Source organism: Streptomyces sp. NPDC002324, assembly GCF_053593335.1.
Genome location: NZ_JBSFCF010000005.1, coordinates 189,999 through 206,504 on the forward strand (window position 1 = coordinate 189,999; position 16,506 = coordinate 206,504).

The 16,506-nt window shown below is 69.7% G+C and carries 18 protein-coding genes; 3 read left to right on the top strand and 15 right to left on the bottom strand.

What is annotated here, in order from left to right; genetic code table 11:
- The first annotated feature begins 63 nt into the window (after positions 1-63).
- Complete coding sequence (locus ACWCRJ_RS10040) at positions 64-957, top strand: hypothetical protein (protein ID WP_450938811.1); 894 nt, start codon at positions 64-66, stop codon at positions 955-957.
- Positions 958-1,103: 146 nt separating this feature from the next.
- On the opposite strand, the gene ACWCRJ_RS10045 is transcribed toward ACWCRJ_RS10040, so the two are convergent.
- The 11 genes from ACWCRJ_RS10045 to ACWCRJ_RS10095 all read right to left on the bottom strand — a co-directional run bounded on the left by ACWCRJ_RS10045 (position 1,104) and on the right by ACWCRJ_RS10095 (position 10,147).
- Positions 1,104-1,559 (bottom strand): NUDIX domain-containing protein, encoded by a 456-nt coding sequence (locus ACWCRJ_RS10045; RefSeq protein ID WP_450938812.1) that lies wholly within the window; start codon positions 1,557-1,559, stop codon positions 1,104-1,106.
- Between the two features lie 171 nt (positions 1,560-1,730).
- Positions 1,731-2,426, bottom strand: coding sequence for a hypothetical protein (locus ACWCRJ_RS10050; RefSeq protein ID WP_450938813.1), 696 nt, complete (start codon positions 2,424-2,426; stop codon positions 1,731-1,733).
- 103 nt (positions 2,427-2,529) lie between these two features.
- On the bottom strand, positions 2,530-2,976 hold the full coding sequence (locus ACWCRJ_RS10055) for a hypothetical protein (protein WP_327731512.1): 447 nt from the start codon (positions 2,974-2,976) through the stop codon (positions 2,530-2,532).
- An 81-nt stretch (positions 2,977-3,057) separates the two neighbouring features.
- Positions 3,058-4,785: a relaxase/mobilization nuclease domain-containing protein gene (locus ACWCRJ_RS10060; RefSeq protein WP_450938814.1), complete on the bottom strand. Its 1,728-nt coding sequence runs from the start codon at positions 4,783-4,785 to the stop codon at positions 3,058-3,060.
- Positions 4,782-5,444: a plasmid mobilization protein gene (locus tag ACWCRJ_RS10065; protein WP_450938815.1), complete on the bottom strand. Its 663-nt coding sequence runs from the start codon at positions 5,442-5,444 to the stop codon at positions 4,782-4,784. Before ACWCRJ_RS10065 ends, ACWCRJ_RS10060 begins: the two co-directional genes overlap by 4 nt.
- Positions 5,441-5,713, bottom strand: coding sequence for a hypothetical protein (locus ACWCRJ_RS10070; protein ID WP_450938816.1), 273 nt, complete (start codon positions 5,711-5,713; stop codon positions 5,441-5,443). Before ACWCRJ_RS10070 ends, ACWCRJ_RS10065 begins: the two co-directional genes overlap by 4 nt.
- 61 nt (positions 5,714-5,774) lie before the next feature.
- Positions 5,775-5,948, bottom strand: coding sequence for a hypothetical protein (locus ACWCRJ_RS10075; protein WP_389426202.1), 174 nt, complete (start codon positions 5,946-5,948; stop codon positions 5,775-5,777).
- A 14-nt stretch (positions 5,949-5,962) separates the two neighbouring features.
- Positions 5,963-7,606 (bottom strand): hypothetical protein, encoded by a 1,644-nt coding sequence (locus ACWCRJ_RS10080; RefSeq protein WP_450938817.1) that lies wholly within the window; start codon positions 7,604-7,606, stop codon positions 5,963-5,965.
- Positions 7,603-8,220, bottom strand: coding sequence for a WhiB family transcriptional regulator (locus tag ACWCRJ_RS10085; RefSeq protein ID WP_239757812.1), 618 nt, complete (start codon positions 8,218-8,220; stop codon positions 7,603-7,605). The genes ACWCRJ_RS10080 and ACWCRJ_RS10085 overlap by 4 nt, the downstream gene beginning before the upstream one ends.
- A gap of 122 nt (positions 8,221-8,342) precedes the next feature.
- A complete protein-coding gene (locus ACWCRJ_RS10090; RefSeq protein ID WP_215449500.1) occupies positions 8,343-9,098 on the bottom strand; it encodes an ATP-binding protein in 756 nt (251 codons plus the stop codon).
- Positions 9,095-10,147, bottom strand: a complete 1,053-nt coding sequence (locus ACWCRJ_RS10095) for a hypothetical protein (RefSeq protein WP_450938818.1) — start codon at positions 10,145-10,147, stop codon at positions 9,095-9,097. Before ACWCRJ_RS10095 ends, ACWCRJ_RS10090 begins: the two co-directional genes overlap by 4 nt.
- Before the next feature lie 815 nt (positions 10,148-10,962).
- Between ACWCRJ_RS10095 and ACWCRJ_RS10100 the strand changes: the two genes are divergently transcribed.
- Positions 10,963-11,868, top strand: coding sequence for a helix-turn-helix domain-containing protein (locus ACWCRJ_RS10100; protein ID WP_450938819.1), 906 nt, complete (start codon positions 10,963-10,965; stop codon positions 11,866-11,868).
- Positions 11,869-11,910: 42 nt separating this feature from the next.
- On the opposite strand, the gene ACWCRJ_RS10105 is transcribed toward ACWCRJ_RS10100, so the two are convergent.
- The 3 genes from ACWCRJ_RS10105 to ACWCRJ_RS10115 are packed head-to-tail and all read right to left on the bottom strand — an operon-like array spanning position 11,911 to position 14,798.
- On the bottom strand, positions 11,911-13,107 hold the full coding sequence (locus ACWCRJ_RS10105) for an amidohydrolase family protein (protein ID WP_450938820.1): 1,197 nt from the start codon (positions 13,105-13,107) through the stop codon (positions 11,911-11,913).
- 29 nt (positions 13,108-13,136) lie between these two features.
- Positions 13,137-14,243, bottom strand: a complete 1,107-nt coding sequence (locus ACWCRJ_RS10110; protein WP_450938919.1) for an MAB_1171c family putative transporter — start codon at positions 14,241-14,243, stop codon at positions 13,137-13,139.
- A 12-nt stretch (positions 14,244-14,255) separates the two neighbouring features.
- A complete protein-coding gene (locus ACWCRJ_RS10115; protein ID WP_450938821.1) occupies positions 14,256-14,798 on the bottom strand; it encodes a hypothetical protein in 543 nt (180 codons plus the stop codon).
- 707 nt (positions 14,799-15,505) lie between these two features.
- Here ACWCRJ_RS10115 and ACWCRJ_RS10120 point away from each other — a divergent pair.
- Positions 15,506-15,946, top strand: coding sequence for a pyridoxamine 5'-phosphate oxidase family protein (locus ACWCRJ_RS10120; protein WP_450938822.1), 441 nt, complete (start codon positions 15,506-15,508; stop codon positions 15,944-15,946).
- Between the two features lie 124 nt (positions 15,947-16,070).
- Here ACWCRJ_RS10120 and ACWCRJ_RS10125 read toward each other — a convergent pair whose 3' ends face one another.
- Positions 16,071-16,376: a hypothetical protein gene (locus ACWCRJ_RS10125; RefSeq protein ID WP_239757817.1), complete on the bottom strand. Its 306-nt coding sequence runs from the start codon at positions 16,374-16,376 to the stop codon at positions 16,071-16,073.
- Positions 16,377-16,506: the final 130 nt, after the last annotated feature.

Genomic DNA, 16,506 nt, shown 5'->3' on the forward strand with positions numbered 1-16,506 from the left:
TTCGCCTTTCTCTGACGAGCCTTTCGTCTCCCACCCGCCCCACACTGACCCTTGGAGGTCTGCTTGCCCCTGCCCATGATCCGGCTGTCCATCTCTCCCACGAACGGGACCGCTCACCACGGCGTCCTGATCGGCACCGAACCGTTGACGGTGTGCGCTACGCACTCGACCGATCTCGCACCGATCGCGGAGAACACCACGCACTCTTTGTGCCAGAGCTGTACACGCGCCTGGCTGATCCTGACCACGCAGCCGCACTCCGGCGGCGAACGGGATCTCCGGCCCGCCGCCGGCACCGGCAAGGGCGCCACCGCCCACCTGCCGATCCCCGGCCATCTGCTGGGCTACTGCGGCAAGTCCCTTGGCCTTCGCTCGACTTCGGCCCGCCGGGTGTGCGCCAACTGCTCGGCGCTCGCGGCGGCCCTGGAGCGCTTCCACCGGCTCGCGGGCGAGGTGAGCGTGTCCTTCGACGGATCCTGCCCGCGCGACGAGGACCTGCTGTGGGCACCCAAAGGCCACGCCAATCTCGTCACGGGACACCGCCGCCGCGCCGCGGCCGGCACCGGCCTGTGCGACACGCCGCTGGCCGGACCGAACCCCGAGGCCACCAACGAATGCGCCCCCTGCCGCCGAGCATGGAGGACCGAGCGCGACCGGCGGACCGCCGCGCTTCCCCACATGAGTGCACGCGCCCGCTGGTGGGGCCAACGCCGTGAACTGGACACCTTCCAGGGCCGTGCCGATGGCCTCAACTCCGGCGACGCCTATACGCTCTCCGGCTGCCCGGACCAGCACCACGTCCTGACTGTGACCCACCCCGGCCGGGGTCGGCGACTTGCCGTCCTGGTCTATGTCCCTGCCGCCGACGAGATCGTGGAACTGGGCCTTCACCCCGATCGCCTGCTTGCCATCGAACGGCCGCACGCGCCGGAGGCGGGCATGCCCACGCTGCCATGACCCCCTGTGGCGGTACGCACCAGCCTGCTCTGGACGCGCCGTGCCTGGCCGCCGCGTCACCCAAGGGCCCGGTTTCCTCACCTTCGTAAGGTGAGGAAACCGGGCCCGTTTTCGTTGCGTCAGGCTGTGCCGTTCCGTCTCGGTGCTCACAGGAACTCGGAGGATGTGGGTGGCGTGGGGTCGTTCCTACGGGGTGGCAGACGCAGTGCGAGCTGTTCGACGTAGTGCCGGACATGGGGCGGCATCGGCTCGGGCAGAGCGTCCAGCGGGAACAGACGAAGGGCCTGCCCTTCGCCGAGGACCAGCTCGCTCTCGGTGCCGTCCCAGACTGCGGCGAACACGTGGGGTGGCGTCTTGCCCTCCTCGTAGGCGGTGACAGCCACTTCCTCGATCACCGACGGTACGATGCCAGTCTCTTCCAGCAACTCGCGCAGGACCGTCTCGAGCGGCGTCTCGTCCGCCTCACGTCCGCCGCCGGGAAGCGACCAGCGCCCCGGCCAGCCGATGCCCGTCTTGTCGTCCCGCAACTGCAGCACGACCTCACGGCGCGGTGTAGTGACGAACGCGAAACACCCGCGGGTCTTCGTGGGACGGTCCACCACGCCGGTGACCTCTCTTCGTACGACAGCGTCCGGATGGCCCACGGCCGAAGCCGGAGCCAGAGCATGGCCCTCGCCGTGTGCAGGGCCATGCAGCACGGTAATGCTGGATGACGAACGCCCTTCTCCACTGCCTGGCAGCGGGGAGAACGGGGCGCGACGGAGCGTCGAGTGTCAGCGGACCTGCGCCGCCTGGACGGCGTCGGAGAGATGGGCGTCGACGAGAGCGGGCGCCCCGGACAGGACCACCAGAATCGTGCCGGTGCGGATCGCCGTCTGCTTGACGACGCTGCGCTGCCCGCCGACCGCGTAGGTGAGCAGCTGGCTCCACTGCTCGTCACCCAGGTCCGGGGCGGCGGTCTGCTTCGTACCCATGTCGATGACGATGCTGCCCGACACGAGCTGGTACGTGGGGCAGGCGGTCATCGCGTCGAAGATCTCCCCGATGCCCTGCGAAAGCTTCGTCGCGGTGTCGCTGTACAGCTCCTCGGACACCTCGGAGTCGCTGCCGCCGGAGTAGGTGAAGGACGCCTTCGCCTGGCGGGGGAAGGACAGGCCGGTGCCAGTGGCCGCGCTGCTGCCGAGCTTGGCCAGTGCCGGGCAGCCGATCACGGTGACATCGCCGTGCGTGGCCGGGCGCTGCGGCTTGCGGCTGTAGCCCTCGCCGAGGTCGCTCTCGTCAAGGAGCCGCTTGCTCAGTGCGGCCGAGGACAGCGGCGCCGACGCTGCGGTATTCGAGCCCACCTTGCGCGGCGCGGCGGTTGTGGGGGAGGCCGGCTCGGCGGAGGTGGTGCTGCCCGTCGAGCAGCCGGTCAGAACCAGAGCGGCGAGAGCGCTGAGGCTGAGGACGGTCGTGGTGGGAAGGCGCATGCGAAACCCCTAAGTGGCCTGCGAAGCGGACAGGTTGACTGCGCCGGCCCTCCGGGCGCCGGCAGAGAGAAGGGGAGTTGGGGTTTCAGGGGTTTCGCCGGCTTCAGTGGCCGAGGTGGCGCAGGCCCTCGTCGAGGGTGGGATGGAAGTGATCGACCGGGCCGGAGTTGCGGTTGAACCACACCGGGTCGAGGCGGGGCTCCGGCGTTGTGTGGCCGGCCCGGCAGCGCAGGTGGATCGTGTCGTCGCACATGCTGAAGATGATCCAGTCCCGGTATGCGCCGCACTCGGGGCACGAACGGACCTCGCCGTCGATGACGAGTGGCTGCTGCCAGCGCATCATCAGGCCCTCGACCTCCTGACGCGAGGGGACCCGCAGATCCGGCGGCAGGAAGTCGGGCACTACCGCCTCCGCGGCGGGGTCCGAAGCCTGATCAGCAGGGGGTGCCGGAGGCTGGAAGCCGGGATGCGACTGCATGGTGTGCAGCAGGGCGTGGCCGGCACGCTGGGCTTCACGGAATTCACGGTGGGCACGAGCACGTCCGAACATCCGCTCTCCTTCTCTTCGTCTGACAGGCCACAAGGAGGGTGCCTCATGCACCTGACCTGCTTCAACTCTCAAACTCCGTAATCAGCGGGCCTTGCCCGGACCCTCGCCGCGGCCCGCTGCGGGCTTTGTCGCACGCCCCGGCGTACCGGCCGAGGTAGGGATGGAGTCGATGGGCATCGTGGTCGCGTCGGCGGGCAGATCGGCCATGCGGCGCAGCCGCCACACCAGCACGTCGCTGATGGAGTCGGCGGTGCCCAACTCTCGCCGCGCGGCGGCCTCGGCCAGCAGCACCGCCGGATCGTGGCCGGCGCTCTCGGCGTCGGCGAGGGTGGCCGCGAGGGCGTACCAGCCCGGCTCAGCCAGGATCTGCTCGGCCAACTGCGGCACCGCCGCTCGTAGGCAGGCAGCCTGCTTGTGCCGCAGTGGCTGCGACAGATGCCGTCCCCGCTGGTACAGCACCCCCAATGGGATGCCGGCGGCGGCCTGGTAGGCGGCGCGCAGGTGCTCGGCGGCCTGGCGGGCGGCGGCGGCCTGCTGGGCGTGGTTCTTCTTCGCATGCCAGTGGGCTGTGGCCGTGACGAGGAAGAACGCCATGTCGATCAGCATCGCCGTGGTGGCTCCGTCCTCTCCGCGGCCGAGTGCGGGTCCGCTGTAGACGAGGTCGCGGGCGGCTACGCGCAGGGCGCGGTCGTGCCCGCGTTCAGCTCGTACGTGAGAGCGGGTGGCCCGTTCGAACGCGAAGGCCGCATCGCGCAGTTGGGTACGGGTGCGGGCGGCTGAGGTCTGAGCGAGTGCGTCCAGGATTTCCCCGGCCGCCGCGATCTGCGCGGCCCCCGCCGCGTCCTGGCCGCCGTCGATGACCAGCACCGCCTGCCATACGGCCGTGGCCGCCCGGCGCCTGGCCGTGGCCGGGCCGCTCGGCTCCAGGGGGGTGGCCTGGTCCGAGGACGTGTCGGCGCTCGGTGAGGGGGTGCCGTTGGAGAAGCGTCTACGGATACGGGGCAGGGACAGGTCGGGGGAGAGGGTGGAACCGGCGTAGAACACGGGCTCCTGGTCTTCGTTGCGGTCGTCGGGGAGCGCGACCTTGTAGCCGAGGAGGTCGCCGGAGGGCGCGACGCGTTTGTGAATCAGTACGCCGGCGTCGGCCAGGCGGTCGAAGAACTCCTCCTCACTCGTGGCGCCAGCAACTGCCTGCCGTACGGTCTCGCGCAGTTCCTCGCGGGCGGGGCGCTCGCGGCCCTCGCGTTCGGCCTTGTGGCGCTCGGCGCTGGTGGGACGTTTGGCGGCGGTGCCGTCACCGGTGTTGAGCTGCTTGAGCCCGTACTCGGCTTCGATCAGCCTGGCCTCGGCCTGGGACCGGGCGGCGTCATTGTTCAGCCGTGGCCGGCGGCGGTCCTCGCGGACGAGCGTGGCGATGATGTGGATGTGGTCGTCGGCGTGCCGTACGGCAGCCCAGCGGCATGCCGCGTCGTCGCCGTCGGGGGCGATGCCGGTGGCCGCGACCATGCGCCGGGCGATGTCGCCCCACTGCTCGTCGCTGAGGATGGGGTCCTCGGGGGCCGCCCGGACGGACAGGTGCCATACGTGCTTCTTGGGCCGACGGCCTTTGGCGAGGGCCTCGACGGGCATGTCCAGCAGCTGCTGGAGGTCGGCGTATGTGGCGTTCGGGTCGCGGCCGGGGTCGGGGGCGAGGCTGTCCCAGGCGGCAACCAGGTGGGGGTCGATGTGCTCCTCGTGGGTGCCGGGCCCGTAGAGGTAGTAGAGCAGGCCGATGGTGCGCTGCCCGCGATCGTGGACTCGGGGAATCATGCCGCGGTGGTCTCGGTCTCCAGGTAGTGCCGGGTGAAGGCGTCCACGCGGCGGGCCGCGCGGGTCACGGCGTCGAGGACCGCCACCGTGTTCGGGGCGTCCGCACCCGAGTTCAGGGCCTTGGCCACCTGATTGACGTTGTTGCCGATGTGTCCGAGGTGTCGGCGCAGGGCGAACAGCTCGTTCAGCACTTCACGTTCGGTGGCGATCTCGGCGGCGGTGCGGTCGAGATCGCGGGCGGCTTTGAGAGCGGCGTGGGCAAGGAAACTGGCGACGCTCATACGGCACGCGGACGCTGCACGTGCGAGCAGCTGGTACTCGTCGTCGTTCATGCGGCAACTGGGCTGGCGCACGCGCTTGTGCTCGTCACGCAGGCGCTCGCGCTGCTGCACGTGCGGCTTCGACGGTGCGGTGTGGGCGCACTGCTCGGTGTGGCAGGTATGCGTGTGCTCTTCCCCCGGACGCGAGCCGCCCTCGGTCGCGTCCTGCTCGTTCGGCGCCCCCTGGCGCCGGACTTCTCCCGCCACTTCAGGGGCGGGGGAGGCAAGAGCATTGCTCCCGACGGGAGCAATGCTCTTGCGATAACTTGCTCGCTCAGCAAGCGAGTTGGGGACCGGCTCATCCGGTGTGGGAGTGGGGCTCGTAGTCGAGTTCGTCATCGGGTGCGGTTCCTGGTGGCGCGGAGTCGGTGCTGGATTTCGGCGGCGAGGTCCACCATGGCGGCCGGTCCGTCGAGGACTCGGACGCGCGTTTCGGGTGTGTCCTGGACGAGCCACTGGCCGTTCGGTGCCAGCACTGCCGCGTGCAGGAGCTGGTGGTGGATCAGGACGTCCGCCCAGGCGGCGGCCTCGGCGGCGGTGGGGGTGTACGTCCGTGGGCGTGGGCGTCGGATGGCGTTTTCCTTCCGGAGGGGGCGGTGGCCCCGCACGAAGCCGGGCCACCGCAGCGATTGAGTGCAGTGGAGTCGCCTGACCTGCGTCTAGCAGGTGTCAGCCGCACTCGGGGCAGCGGGCGAAGTGCCGGCTCATCGCCCTGGCCATATTGCCTTTGAGCGTGATCGCCTGCTTCGCGCTGGTCTTGGCCGATGGGGCGCCGGCTTTACGCTCCGCATAGGCGGTCAGGAAGCGGATGTCCTTCTCGAAGTCGGACTTGATGTGCGACATGCGCGGGCACGTCCTCACCGTGCACTCCTCTTCTTCGTGGTGGACGTGGCCGTTTCGTGGCGCAGACGCTCCAGGACCGGCGTAAGGCGGTCATTGCGGATGCCGATGTCGTGGGCGCGCATGATCTCCCTGAGCTGGCTGCGCGTGACCTCGGCGTTCCCGTCCCGTTCCAGCAGCTTGGGCACGTGGGGACGGAGCTGGGTGACGAGCTGGTCCACACTCACCTTCCCCTGCCTGCGGGACGGCTTGCCTTGACCACCTCGGGACCGGTTCCGGGACGCCTTCGGCCTCCTGCGCGCGGGGACCGAGTGGGGACGGTCCCCGCCCGACTCGGTCCCCGTTCCGGTGTCGGGGTCACCGTGGTCCCCCTCGTTGGGGACCGGTTGGGGACGGTCCCCGTTGGATTCGGTCCCCGTGTCGGAGTCGCGGGCATCGTGGTCCCCATTGGGGACCGGCGTCGGGGACGGAAGATCTGGGCTTTGAGCTGCGGTTTTGTCCCCGTGTTCCGGGCTCGCGTCTGTGCGGTCCCGTGTGGTGTCGGTCCCGGAGAGCGCGTTGTCCCGGTCCCCAGTCGGCGTGCGGTCCCCGGTTTCGGGGGCCGCGGGGGGACGGTCCCCGCTTTCGGCGGGTGCCGTCTCGGGGACCGGATCTGCATGGTCTTCTTCGGGACCGTCCCCGATCGGTGTGGTGTTCGCATTGGGGACCGTGAGCAGGCGGATCGGCCGGTCCCCGGATGCCGTCCCGTCGGCGAGGGACGGGCGGACGGGATGGTGGGCCGTGGGGTCCGTGTCCTGTGACGGGTGAGTCCAGGGCGAGGGCAGGTCGACCGTCGCGAGCGCGGTGGCATGGCGGCGGGCGGCGAGCTGGTCCAGGAGAGCGCGCCTCTGCTGGAGGTCGGTGCCGACGTCGGCCTTGGCGAGGGCCTTGGACAGCCGCCGGGTGATCAGCTGTCCCCGCCAGCTCTGGCGGCTCTTGGCGGAACGTTCCGCCAGGCGGGCGGCCAGGGCGACTGCCTTGGCGGTGGCGCGGTCGCGGGTGATCTGGGCGGCGTCCCGGTCGCGTTCGGCGATGCCGAGGCGGGAGAGCAGACGCTCGCGTGCTTCCCGTCCGAGGGTGGCCAGGATGCCGTGCGAGGCGGCGCCGGGTTTGCGTAGGCGCAGCTCGATACCCATGGCCTGGTGCCACAGCATCGCCGCCATGATGGGGCCGACGAAGGCCCTCACGGTCCCGCCTACAGGGCCGGACTCGGCGTAGGCGGGGATCACCTGCACGCCGGTGATCATCCAGACCAGGACTCCGGGCAGGCCCGGTGCACCCTGGGAGGTGAGGTTCTGGCGGGCCATCAGCGCGGTGGCGAACAGCGCGAGTTCGGCGGCGCCGAACATGGCGGCACGCTCGGTGGTGCCGGCCATGTCGAGGTAGTCGGCGGCGAACCGCCAGCTGGTGTCGGCGCTGTAGGCGGTGCAGCCGATCGCGGCGAGCGCTGCGACCCATACCGCCAGCGCAGACGACCGTTCCGTTCTGGCGCGGTCGCGGCGGCGCAGGGTAAGCCACCCGCCCACGAGTACGGCGAGGACCGGCAGCGCAACGGCGGCGGTGATCACGGGCGACAGCCCGAAGCGGACGGCAGCCAGGGGGATGGCGGTGGGGTGGGTCATGCTGCCCTTCCGAGCGCGGTGATCAGAGCGTGGGTGTGCACCTGCCGGGGCACGGGCGAGGAGGTGACCTCGTCCTCCTCGTCGTCGGGCGTGGGCTCGGCCTCGTCGTACAGGCCCCAGTAGCGGTCGCGGTCGGCGACGGCATGGGCCGCTCGACGCATCAGGTCCCGGGCCCAGTCGAGTTCGAGCTGGAGGGTGTAGGCGAGGCGCTCGGGGGACCATCCGCGGGCGTAGGCGTGGCGGACGACGGCCTCACGTTCGGCGTCGCTGAGGTGCACGTCGCGGCCCTGGAAGGCCGCCTTGACCCGCGCGTAGTCGAGGCGCTTGCTGACCCGGGCGTGCCAGGGGCGGCGCTCGATCTCGGTCAGCCCGCCCCACATCCCGTGCCGGATGTCGTTGTCCAGGGCGTAGTTGAAGCAGTCCTTCTTGACCGGGCACCGGCCGCAAATGGACTTGGCCTCCGAGGCGGCCTCGTGGTCCCGTGGGGCGTGGAAAAACAGCTCGTCGGCGTCCTCGGCCGGCATGCCGTAGCACAAGCCCCGGGCGTTCCAGCTGTGGTCGGCGATCCCGCGCAATGTCGGGCGCGCGGTGTCGTTCGTGGTGATGGTGCGCAAGTCAGTCTCCGGGTACGCCTCAGCGGTCGCGCGGCACCAGCGTGGGTGGGCGCTGTGATGAGGCGGGGCAGGGGCGCGGCGGTGCCGCACCGGAGGTGAAGTCGGTTGCGAGAGCGGCCGGTTCAGCGGCGCTGGAAGCGCCGGTCCGGGCCGCTGAAGTGGACCGGTGTGCACATGCCGGACAGGCGGGACAGGACGCGGTCGCCGATCACGTCGCGCAGGACCGGCTGCTGCGGGGGCACGCCCCGGTCGCGGACCGGCGGCAGGTTCGTGGTGAAGATCGTCGGCAGGCGGTTCTGGCAGCGCCAGTTCACCAGCCGGAAGGTGATCTCCTCCGTCCACTGCGAGCCCTTCGCGGCGCCGAGGTCGTCGAGCAGCAGCAGCGGCACCCGCACGATCCGGCGCAGCATGTGCTCCGGGTCCACCCCGGACTGCGGGCGCATGTCGGCGTACAGGTCGGCGGCAGTCGTCGCCTGCCAGGACACGCCGCACCCGGCGGCGGTCAGGGCCCGGATCGCGCCGTACGCCTGATGCGTCTTGCCCGCCCCGGTACTGCCCCACAGCAGCAGCGACGGGCCGTGCGCGATCCGCCGGCGTCCGGCCGCGCCGAAGTGCGGGTTGAGCCCGCCGGCGTTCGGCTCGACCGCGGCCTCGGTGATGGAACGGACCCAGGCGGCGACGTCGGGGTGCTCGACCACGGCGTCGCGGTAGTCGACCGGGATACGCGCCTGCGCGGCCTCCAGCGCCGGGATCGGCTCCGGGGTGTCCGGCAGCGGCGCAGTCGGGTCGATGCCGCGTTCGGTCAGCCTGGCCTCCAACCGGGCGCGCAGCCGCTCGCCGATGGCGGGCTGAGGGTCGGCGAGGTGTGCGCGGGTCACAGGTGGCCTCCGAACGTCGTCGGCTCGGTCGGGTTGAGGTAGGGCGTGTATCCGGAGGTGCTGACCCAGGGCCCCGCGCCGGAGGCGGATGACGCCGCCGAGGTGGCCTGCGGGGCTGCGTTGACGACCTCGTTCACCAGGCTCGGCAGCACGCTCGGGTGCAGGCCCTTGGCCCGCAGCCGCTCCAGGGCCGTGCGGATGTCCTGCGGGTCGAAGCGCTCGTCCAGCAGAACCCGGATCTTGCGCCCCAGCAGCCCGAGGACGTCCTCCGGCGGTCGGCGCTGGCAGTCCCGGACGTACTCGGCGACCAGCTCCTTCGCGGAGACCGATCTGGAGACGGCGTCGGGTGCGGGCGCCTCGCGCCCCCTAGGTACAGATCCAGGATCCAAGATCCTAGATCCAGAGCGGGAGTCCTCCGGGAGTCTTCCCGTAGTCCTCCGGGAGTCCTCCGGGACCGCCGTCTGACCTGCACTTTTCCCCGGCGGTGCCGCAGCGGATGCAGCTGGGCCGGTCTGCGGCACGGACAACGTCTCTCCGGGGCCCGTGGTGGTCTCTGCGGGCTGAGTGGCGTCCGCGACCGGGCGGTGCACCCCTCCCTGCGGGCTCCCGGAGTGCTCCGGGAGGGTTCCGTGAGACGTCACGGACGGTGCCGTGCGCGTGGTGGGGCAGGCGCCGGTCTGGCACTTTCCGCACGGCTGGTGGCCCTGGTGGCGGGTGCAGCGCGGCACCCGGGATGCCGTGGCCTTGTTGATCTTCTGGTGCTGCTCCCATGTCACGACGTGCAGCCAGGTACGTCCGTCGCATCCGGAGTAGCGGCATATCAACCCGGCGGTGGCCAGCTCCTCCAGGTCCTGGGCGACGTGGGCGGCGGTGTGCTCCGGGCGTAGTGCCCACAGCCGACCGGCGATGATCGCCGGATGGTCGCGGTGACGGCCGGAGTCGTCAGCCTGCGTCAGTAGCCCGATGAAGGTGAGCATGGCGGTCACCGAGCACTCCGCCAGCGACTCCGACTCGAACATCTCCGGCTTGACGGTGCGGATACGTGCCATCAGGCATCACCGCCACTCCGCCGCACTGACGGGGTGGCACGGGCACAGGCTGCCGCGCAGGCCGGGGTCTTCGGCCTTTCACGCAGGGCAGTCGGCATGCGAAACTCTCCCTTGAAGCAGATCCGTTCCGGTGCTGGTGGAAAGGGACCAGAGCGGATTCGTTGGGTGATCTCCGCGCCCTTCCCGGGGCGCGGGTGTCCTGGCCGTTTGGCGTCTGAGAGTTCCCGCTCTCAGACGCCGTCGGCGTTTATGGGGCCGTGCCCCGTTGCGGTGGGCGGTGCGCGCCTCACGCGTCTCCTTCCGTGCCGGTCGCCGGGCGGATGCCCGGCGGGGGACCAGCAACATACGTGTGGCCTGCGAAGACATCCAGACTTAGCTCTTGCCTTCTCGACAACTCGTCGGGCGGCGCCCAGGGCGGGTCGAGGAGGCGGAGCGAGGCGAAGGAGAAGCGATCCCCGGAGTCAGGCGTCGCACGCACCGAGCGGACTGGCCGCTGGGCTTAAGGGGTGCTGCGGCATGGCGCGGACTTCCTGACGGGGAGGGGAGAAACGGGGTATCCACTGCGGAGCCGGGGGGACTGCTGGGACTGCTGACCCCCAGGCACGCGGTGGAACACGCCGCGCCGCCGCGAAGAGGGGACCTCTCACACGAGGTGCGGGACCTCACCGCAGCCCAGAGGCGCTGGTGGGGAGGCCGAATCCAGAGGGCGAGCGGTATGCGAAGGCGCTCTGTTTTCGCTACGCTGAAGCTATTCCCACCAGAAGTAAAAGTCAACAAGATGCATTCACTTCAACTTGGAGAAAAAGCGAGGTCTGATGCCTGCCCGTCACTTCGACCGAGACCGTGCTCGCGCGGTACGGCGAGCTGCCGACATCTTCCAGAGTGAGGTGGCGGCAGAGCTGGGCGTGTCCGACTCTGCGGTGGCGAACTGGGAGGCCGGCCACTCCTCGCCCGATCCGGAGAAGCTGCCCGCATACGCGGCGGCGCTCAGAGGTGATCTGAACGATCTGTTCCCGCGCACCGGCCTGCCTGATCTGGCCGATCTGCGCTGCGATGCTGGCATCTATCAGTACGAGACGGCCGCGGTGATCGGAACCAAGAGCGCCGGACCGGTCGCGGGAGCCGAGCGCGGTGACCGCCGACTCAAGGACAAGTACGTCGCGGCCCTGGCAGCGAGATACGGCGTCAGTGAAGCCGAGCTGCGCCGGGCCGAGGACCGCTCCATGGCCGCCGCAGAGGCGAGGAAGAACGGCACGGCGGGGGAGTCCGAACTCCAGGAAGCCGCCGCTGCGGAGTTCAGCGGGCCGCCGGGATCCCTCGCCGAGAAGATCACTCTGATCTTGCAGCGCTCCTACCCCGGTCCGCAGGGCCCCCCCTCGGACGCCGAGATGGCGGCCGAGGTGAATGCCCATGCCGGGGCGGAGATCATCACCGGGGAAGGCTTCGCCGATCTTCGGGCCGGCGTCACGGACACGGCGCCGCCCGTGGTCCTGGATGCGCTGGCCGCCGTTGTCGGTGTGTCCCGGATGTACTTCGAGCCGGACGAGGCCGTGGCCGCCCAGGTCTATGAGGGTCTCCAGCTGCTGGCCGCCGCGAAGAAGGGCGCCGTGGGCCGGGTGCGAGCTCGCGGCCTGGGTTCGCAGGGTCTGTCGCCCAAGGCGTTGGCGCTGGTCAACGAGCTGGTGGCGGAGATGACGGAGAAGGAAGCGGACACCAAGTAGTAGTCCGGCCCGCAGCTTCTGGGCTGCGGGCCGGCGGCGTGGCTACTGCTGCTTCTCTGCCGGCGAGCTCGCCTCGTGCACCCGTCCTGCCGCGATCACGGCACGGATCTGCTGGAGGGCGCCGAGGTCGTCCAGCGGATCTCCGCCGATGACCAGCAGGTCCGCGCGGAGCCCGGGCGCGATCCGGCCCGTCTGCCCGCCCAGCCCCAGGGCTCCGGCCGCGTCCGCAGTGGCCATGTCGAGGATCCGGCTGTTGGGCAGGCCCAGGTGCTCGTAGAACGCGAGCGCCGGCACGAGCCCGTCGAACCCGGCCCGCTGAACGCCGGCGTCGGTCCCGGCGATGAGCTTGGCGCCGGCTTCGGCCATCTCGCGGACCAGGGCGAACATGGCTGCTGCCCGCTCTTCCCCGAAGAAGCGGGGCAGCATCTGCCAGTGCGGGCTGACGGCAGGGCAGACCGCGATGCCCTGGTCGATGATCTTCTTCAGGACGTCCTGACGGAGGTCGAAGCCGTCGCTCGTCATCCAGGTGCAGTGCTCGATCGTGTCCACGCCGGCGTCCACGGCCGCTGAGATGCCGTCCGCTCCGTGCGCGTGCGCGGCCACTGGCACTCCGGCCTGGTGTGCCTCGTCCACCAGGGCCTGGAGTTCCTCTGCGGAGAACTGGCTCTGCCAGCTCTTCGGCCCGTCCTTGGTCAGGCCGCCGCCGGTCACCATCGCCTTGATCACGCCGGCACCCCCAGCGAGGTTGCGCCGCACGAGATCACGGACCTCGGCCACGCCGGATACCTCACCGCCCAGGAAGTGGCAGTGGCCTCCGGGCGGGGTAGCCGGTGTGCCCGCGGACACGATGCGCGGGCCGGGAGTGCTGCCCCGGCTGATCTCTGTGTCGAGGCGGAGGGCAAGGCCGTTGCGGTCGCCCAGGTCGCGGACCGTCGTCACACCGCTGGACAGGAGCTGCTCCGCGCGCTGGCGCATGTCCTGCAGCAGTCTCTCGTCGCTGGACTCGTGGAGAGTGGCCACAGGGTCGCCGCCGTCGAACGCGAGATGCACGTGGGCGTCGATCAGCCCGGGCACCACCGTCTCGTCGGGAAACGCCAGGAGGATCCCGTCTGCCCCGGCGCGGTCAGCGAGCTGCGTGCGCGGCCCGACTTCGGTGATCGAGTCGCCCTCGACGAGGACGGCGCCGTCCTCCAGATATGTCCCGGACCCGGTCAGGACCCGGCCAGCGGTGATCAGCATCTCGTCTCGTCTCCCTCGTTCTTCCACCGTCACGCGGTCAGCCGGAGCGCTTCCGACACCGCGATCAGCTGACGGACATCAGCGTTCCGGTCGTCTTCCTGCGGCACTGCCAGGGCGACCGCCTGCCCCGGTGCTGGGACGCCGTTCTTGATCATGGTTGCGGCGGACCGCAGGCGCCGGGCCAGCTGAGTCGGCTCAAGGTCCAGCAGGCCGGTGCCGTCCTCACCACGCACCAGGTAGGGGCTGATGTCGACCAGTCCGTCCCGGCATTCCACTATCCGCCGGTGGTAGCGGCGGTGCACGCCACGCGCCCGCCACCGGTCCCAGAATCTGCGGGAGGCGGGGCGCAGCTCGTTCTCGGGGTAGACCTCGATCAGCAGCTGCCACAGCGGGGTCAGCCGACGGTGATCCCGCCGCCGTCGCAGCCACAGGCGCGTCGCCGTGATCCTGGCGCGGATCCCCGAATAGGTGATGCCCGCGACGAAGAGCAGACTCGACACCACCAGCCCGACCGCCACGCTCGCCGTGAGCTGGTGCGGCACGGACCCCCCGCTCCACCGGACGGCGACGAAGACCGCGCGGACAGCGCAGGCCACCGCCATCGCCCCGAGGCCGATCGCGGTCATCCACAGTCCCGTCGCGTGAGGGCGACGGGACATGCGGGCGTAGCGGGCGGACCACTGTCCGGCAGCACCGAGCGCGTACATCAGGTACAGGCCGGCGCCGGTGTAGAAGAAGGCGACCTGGGGGATCGTCATGTCCGCCGTGCTGAACGAGCCGGCGAGCGCCTCGTGCGGCACGTTCACGGCCGCCAGGATGATCGCCGCCGTGACTGCGGCCACGACGACGGCTTCCCACCGGGCGCGACGCCGCGCTGCTTGCCCGTCGGCCGAGTACAGGTAGAAGCACATCAGGAAGTAGACCGTCAGCAACAGTAGGACGTTCTGGACCAGCTTCGCCGTGCCGTGCCCGGCCACGGTGTCGATGCCGGTGGTGCCCCCCGGCATGGCCACCGGATACGACAGGCCCGCGCTCAGGAGGGAGAGGGCGACCGACCGGGTGGGTGCGTCGTGCGGGGCCCGCGACCACAGGTAGAGCCGCCAAATGACGGCAGCCGCGATGATCAGCAGGAGCATCTCGGTCACGTCCTACAACCATCCTCGCCGGTCGCCCAGGGCGGACTGCACTCGACGTACTTCCGGGTCGTCGGACAGCGGCGGGAGTTCGTCGAGCACCGAGGACCACTCCAGGATGATCGTGGCCGCGAGCTCGACCGAGCACTCCTCCTCTTCCTCGTACGAGCAGCGGCGGGCGACCCGCCGGATCAGCTTGGGATCGAGTACGGGGAGGAGGGTCGCCCAGCCCTCGACGAAGTCGTCCGGGGATTCCTCCGGCGACTCCTCGGCCTGATCCTCTTCCCACTCGGCGACGAGGATATGGAGGATCTCGTGGAGGATGATCTGCCGCTGGTGGAGCCGGGTCGTCTCCTGCTGGTAGAGGATCACGTCCATCTGCGGCATATCAATCCACAGCCCCGAGGGTCCCGGCTTCTCCAGCGGGAAGGGGCGCAAGACGATCGGGCGTCCGCGCCTCTCACTGAGCGCCCGGACCAGCTCCTCCACGTCCAGGGGCGGGTGAATGCCGAGGTTGCGCAGCTCTTGCCGCAGCCGGCGGTGGAGGTCGCGCTCCACGGTCCGCCTCTCAGTCGTACGCCACCGCCCCAACCGCCGGCGGATCGCCTGCTCTCGCGCAGGCACCGGAGATTCCGGAGCGTCGCGACCACTTTCTCCCGGAGACATTGAGCAATCCCTTCGTACCGGCCGATCGGGGCTCTTACTCGGAGCCGGGCGCCAGCCACCACGGGTCAACGATGTTCGGGTCCCCGGACGGCACTCATGAAGGTGATCACGGACGCCGAGACCAGCACCGACCGAAGGGCACACGCCGACCCCAGCGATTGAGCCGCGAGGACACGCTCGATCCCCTCCGGACATACACGGTCGCTAGCGCGAACGAGCATTCGGCCCGGTCGAAGCCCTTCGGTGAGGCTCACGGGAACAGTCTCGGACTTTACGTGAGGCCCGCATGAGATCAAGGCCGGAAAACGACATCTCGAAGATCAATGAAAGGTGGTGATCAGTACCAATAAAACCTTACAAATCATCCATTCCCGAGTTTTGATCATGGCCCTGAACTGCTGATTCGCTTGTGGTCATTTTGGTCGCTCGTGCATGACGGGCTCACACTTCTGTTACCGGTTTGAGATATTCCGCAACGGTGTAATGCGGGCATGTCGTAGTAAATGCCGCATAATGTCGGCGCTCTGGGTGTGAGGGCTTGTGTGGAAGCGGTCACTTCTGTGTCAATCCGCGAGGTGCTCCGCGTTACGATCCCGGGCATGCCTAGTGACAAATTCAGCCAGACATCTGAACACTCTGAGTTCTGGAATGAATACCATCTGTGCACGCTGACCACTCTGCGGCCCGACGGAAGTCCGCATGTGGTGCCCGTCGGAGTCACCGTTGATGCCGACGCCGGAGTCGCCCGGGTTATCACACGCAAATCAAGCAAGAAGGTCGCCAATATTCAGGCGTTCCGTGCCAGCGAAGCCCGCGTGGCCGTTTGCCAGGTCGACGGAGGACGCTGGGCCACCCTGGAAGGCACGGCCGAGGTGCTCACAGACGCGGCAGCGGTCGACGATGCCGTGGCGCGCTACGCCGACCGGTACGGACGGACTCCGGCCCCGGACCCCGAGCGCGTGGTCATCGAGATCAGGATCGAACGGGCCATGGGACTGGCCGCACTTCCCCGCCCTGCGTCGACTGAACGTGCCGTGTGATCTGGTCTCCCGCCCTGTCGCCGTACAGGCGGCGGCACGCGGCGTAGGCCGATCCCCACACAGCCCTCGGTGTCGACGGGCTCTTGAGGCTGGCGTTGGCGCGGCGTCCCAGGTGACGTGACGCTCAGTTGTTGGTGATGGCAGCGTCGCGGAGCCTCTCGAAGAGCCTCGGGATCTCGTCCTCCGCGGCCTTCGTCGACATCGCTAGATAGTCGATCACGGACAGGCTTAGTTCCCTGACCGCAGGGCCTTCGGCTGACTTGGCCCATCGCCGGTAGGCATCGATAAGCACTGCTGTGACTGCGGTGGTGGGATCGCTGCCCACCTTGGCGTCGGCTGCTGCCTTGTATTCGTCGTCGAGGTCTGGGGCAATGCCGAGGCGGAACAGCATGGATATTTGTCCGAAGCGGTCGGCGAGGTCGATGACCACGTCGAGGATGTCTCGCTCGGAGTCTTCACGGTGTGACAACGCGTTGACCGCGTCGGTTCGCCATCCCAGACAGCCTGAAGGTAGGCGACGGCAGTCAGGATCTCGTCCTGCGTCATGTCGGCCGCCGTCA

What these genes read in the sequence shown, in the direction of transcription:
- ACWCRJ_RS10060 (WP_450938814.1), bottom strand. Translation starts at nt 4,785, where the DNA reads ATGATTCCCCGAGTCCACGATCGCGGGCAGCGCACCATCGGCCTGCTC.
- ACWCRJ_RS10100 (WP_450938819.1), top strand. Translation starts at nt 10,963, where the DNA reads ATGCCTGCCCGTCACTTCGACCGAGACCGTGCTCGCGCGGTACGGCGA.
- ACWCRJ_RS10095 (WP_450938818.1), bottom strand. Translation starts at nt 10,147, where the DNA reads ATGGCACGTATCCGCACCGTCAAGCCGGAGATGTTCGAGTCGGAGTCG.
- ACWCRJ_RS10105 (WP_450938820.1), bottom strand. Translation starts at nt 13,107, where the DNA reads ATGCTGATCACCGCTGGCCGGGTCCTGACCGGGTCCGGGACATATCTG.
- ACWCRJ_RS10055 (WP_327731512.1), bottom strand. Translation starts at nt 2,976, where the DNA reads ATGTTCGGACGTGCTCGTGCCCACCGTGAATTCCGTGAAGCCCAGCGT.
- ACWCRJ_RS10080 (WP_450938817.1), bottom strand. Translation starts at nt 7,606, where the DNA reads ATGACCCACCCCACCGCCATCCCCCTGGCTGCCGTCCGCTTCGGGCTG.
- ACWCRJ_RS10075 (WP_389426202.1), bottom strand. Translation starts at nt 5,948, where the DNA reads ATGTCGCACATCAAGTCCGACTTCGAGAAGGACATCCGCTTCCTGACC.
- ACWCRJ_RS10110 (WP_450938919.1), bottom strand. Translation starts at nt 14,243, where the DNA reads ATGCTCCTGCTGATCATCGCGGCTGCCGTCATTTGGCGGCTCTACCTG.
- ACWCRJ_RS10065 (WP_450938815.1), bottom strand. Translation starts at nt 5,444, where the DNA reads ATGACGAACTCGACTACGAGCCCCACTCCCACACCGGATGAGCCGGTC.
- ACWCRJ_RS10120 (WP_450938822.1), top strand. Translation starts at nt 15,506, where the DNA reads ATGCCTAGTGACAAATTCAGCCAGACATCTGAACACTCTGAGTTCTGG.
- ACWCRJ_RS10050 (WP_450938813.1), bottom strand. Translation starts at nt 2,426, where the DNA reads ATGCGCCTTCCCACCACGACCGTCCTCAGCCTCAGCGCTCTCGCCGCT.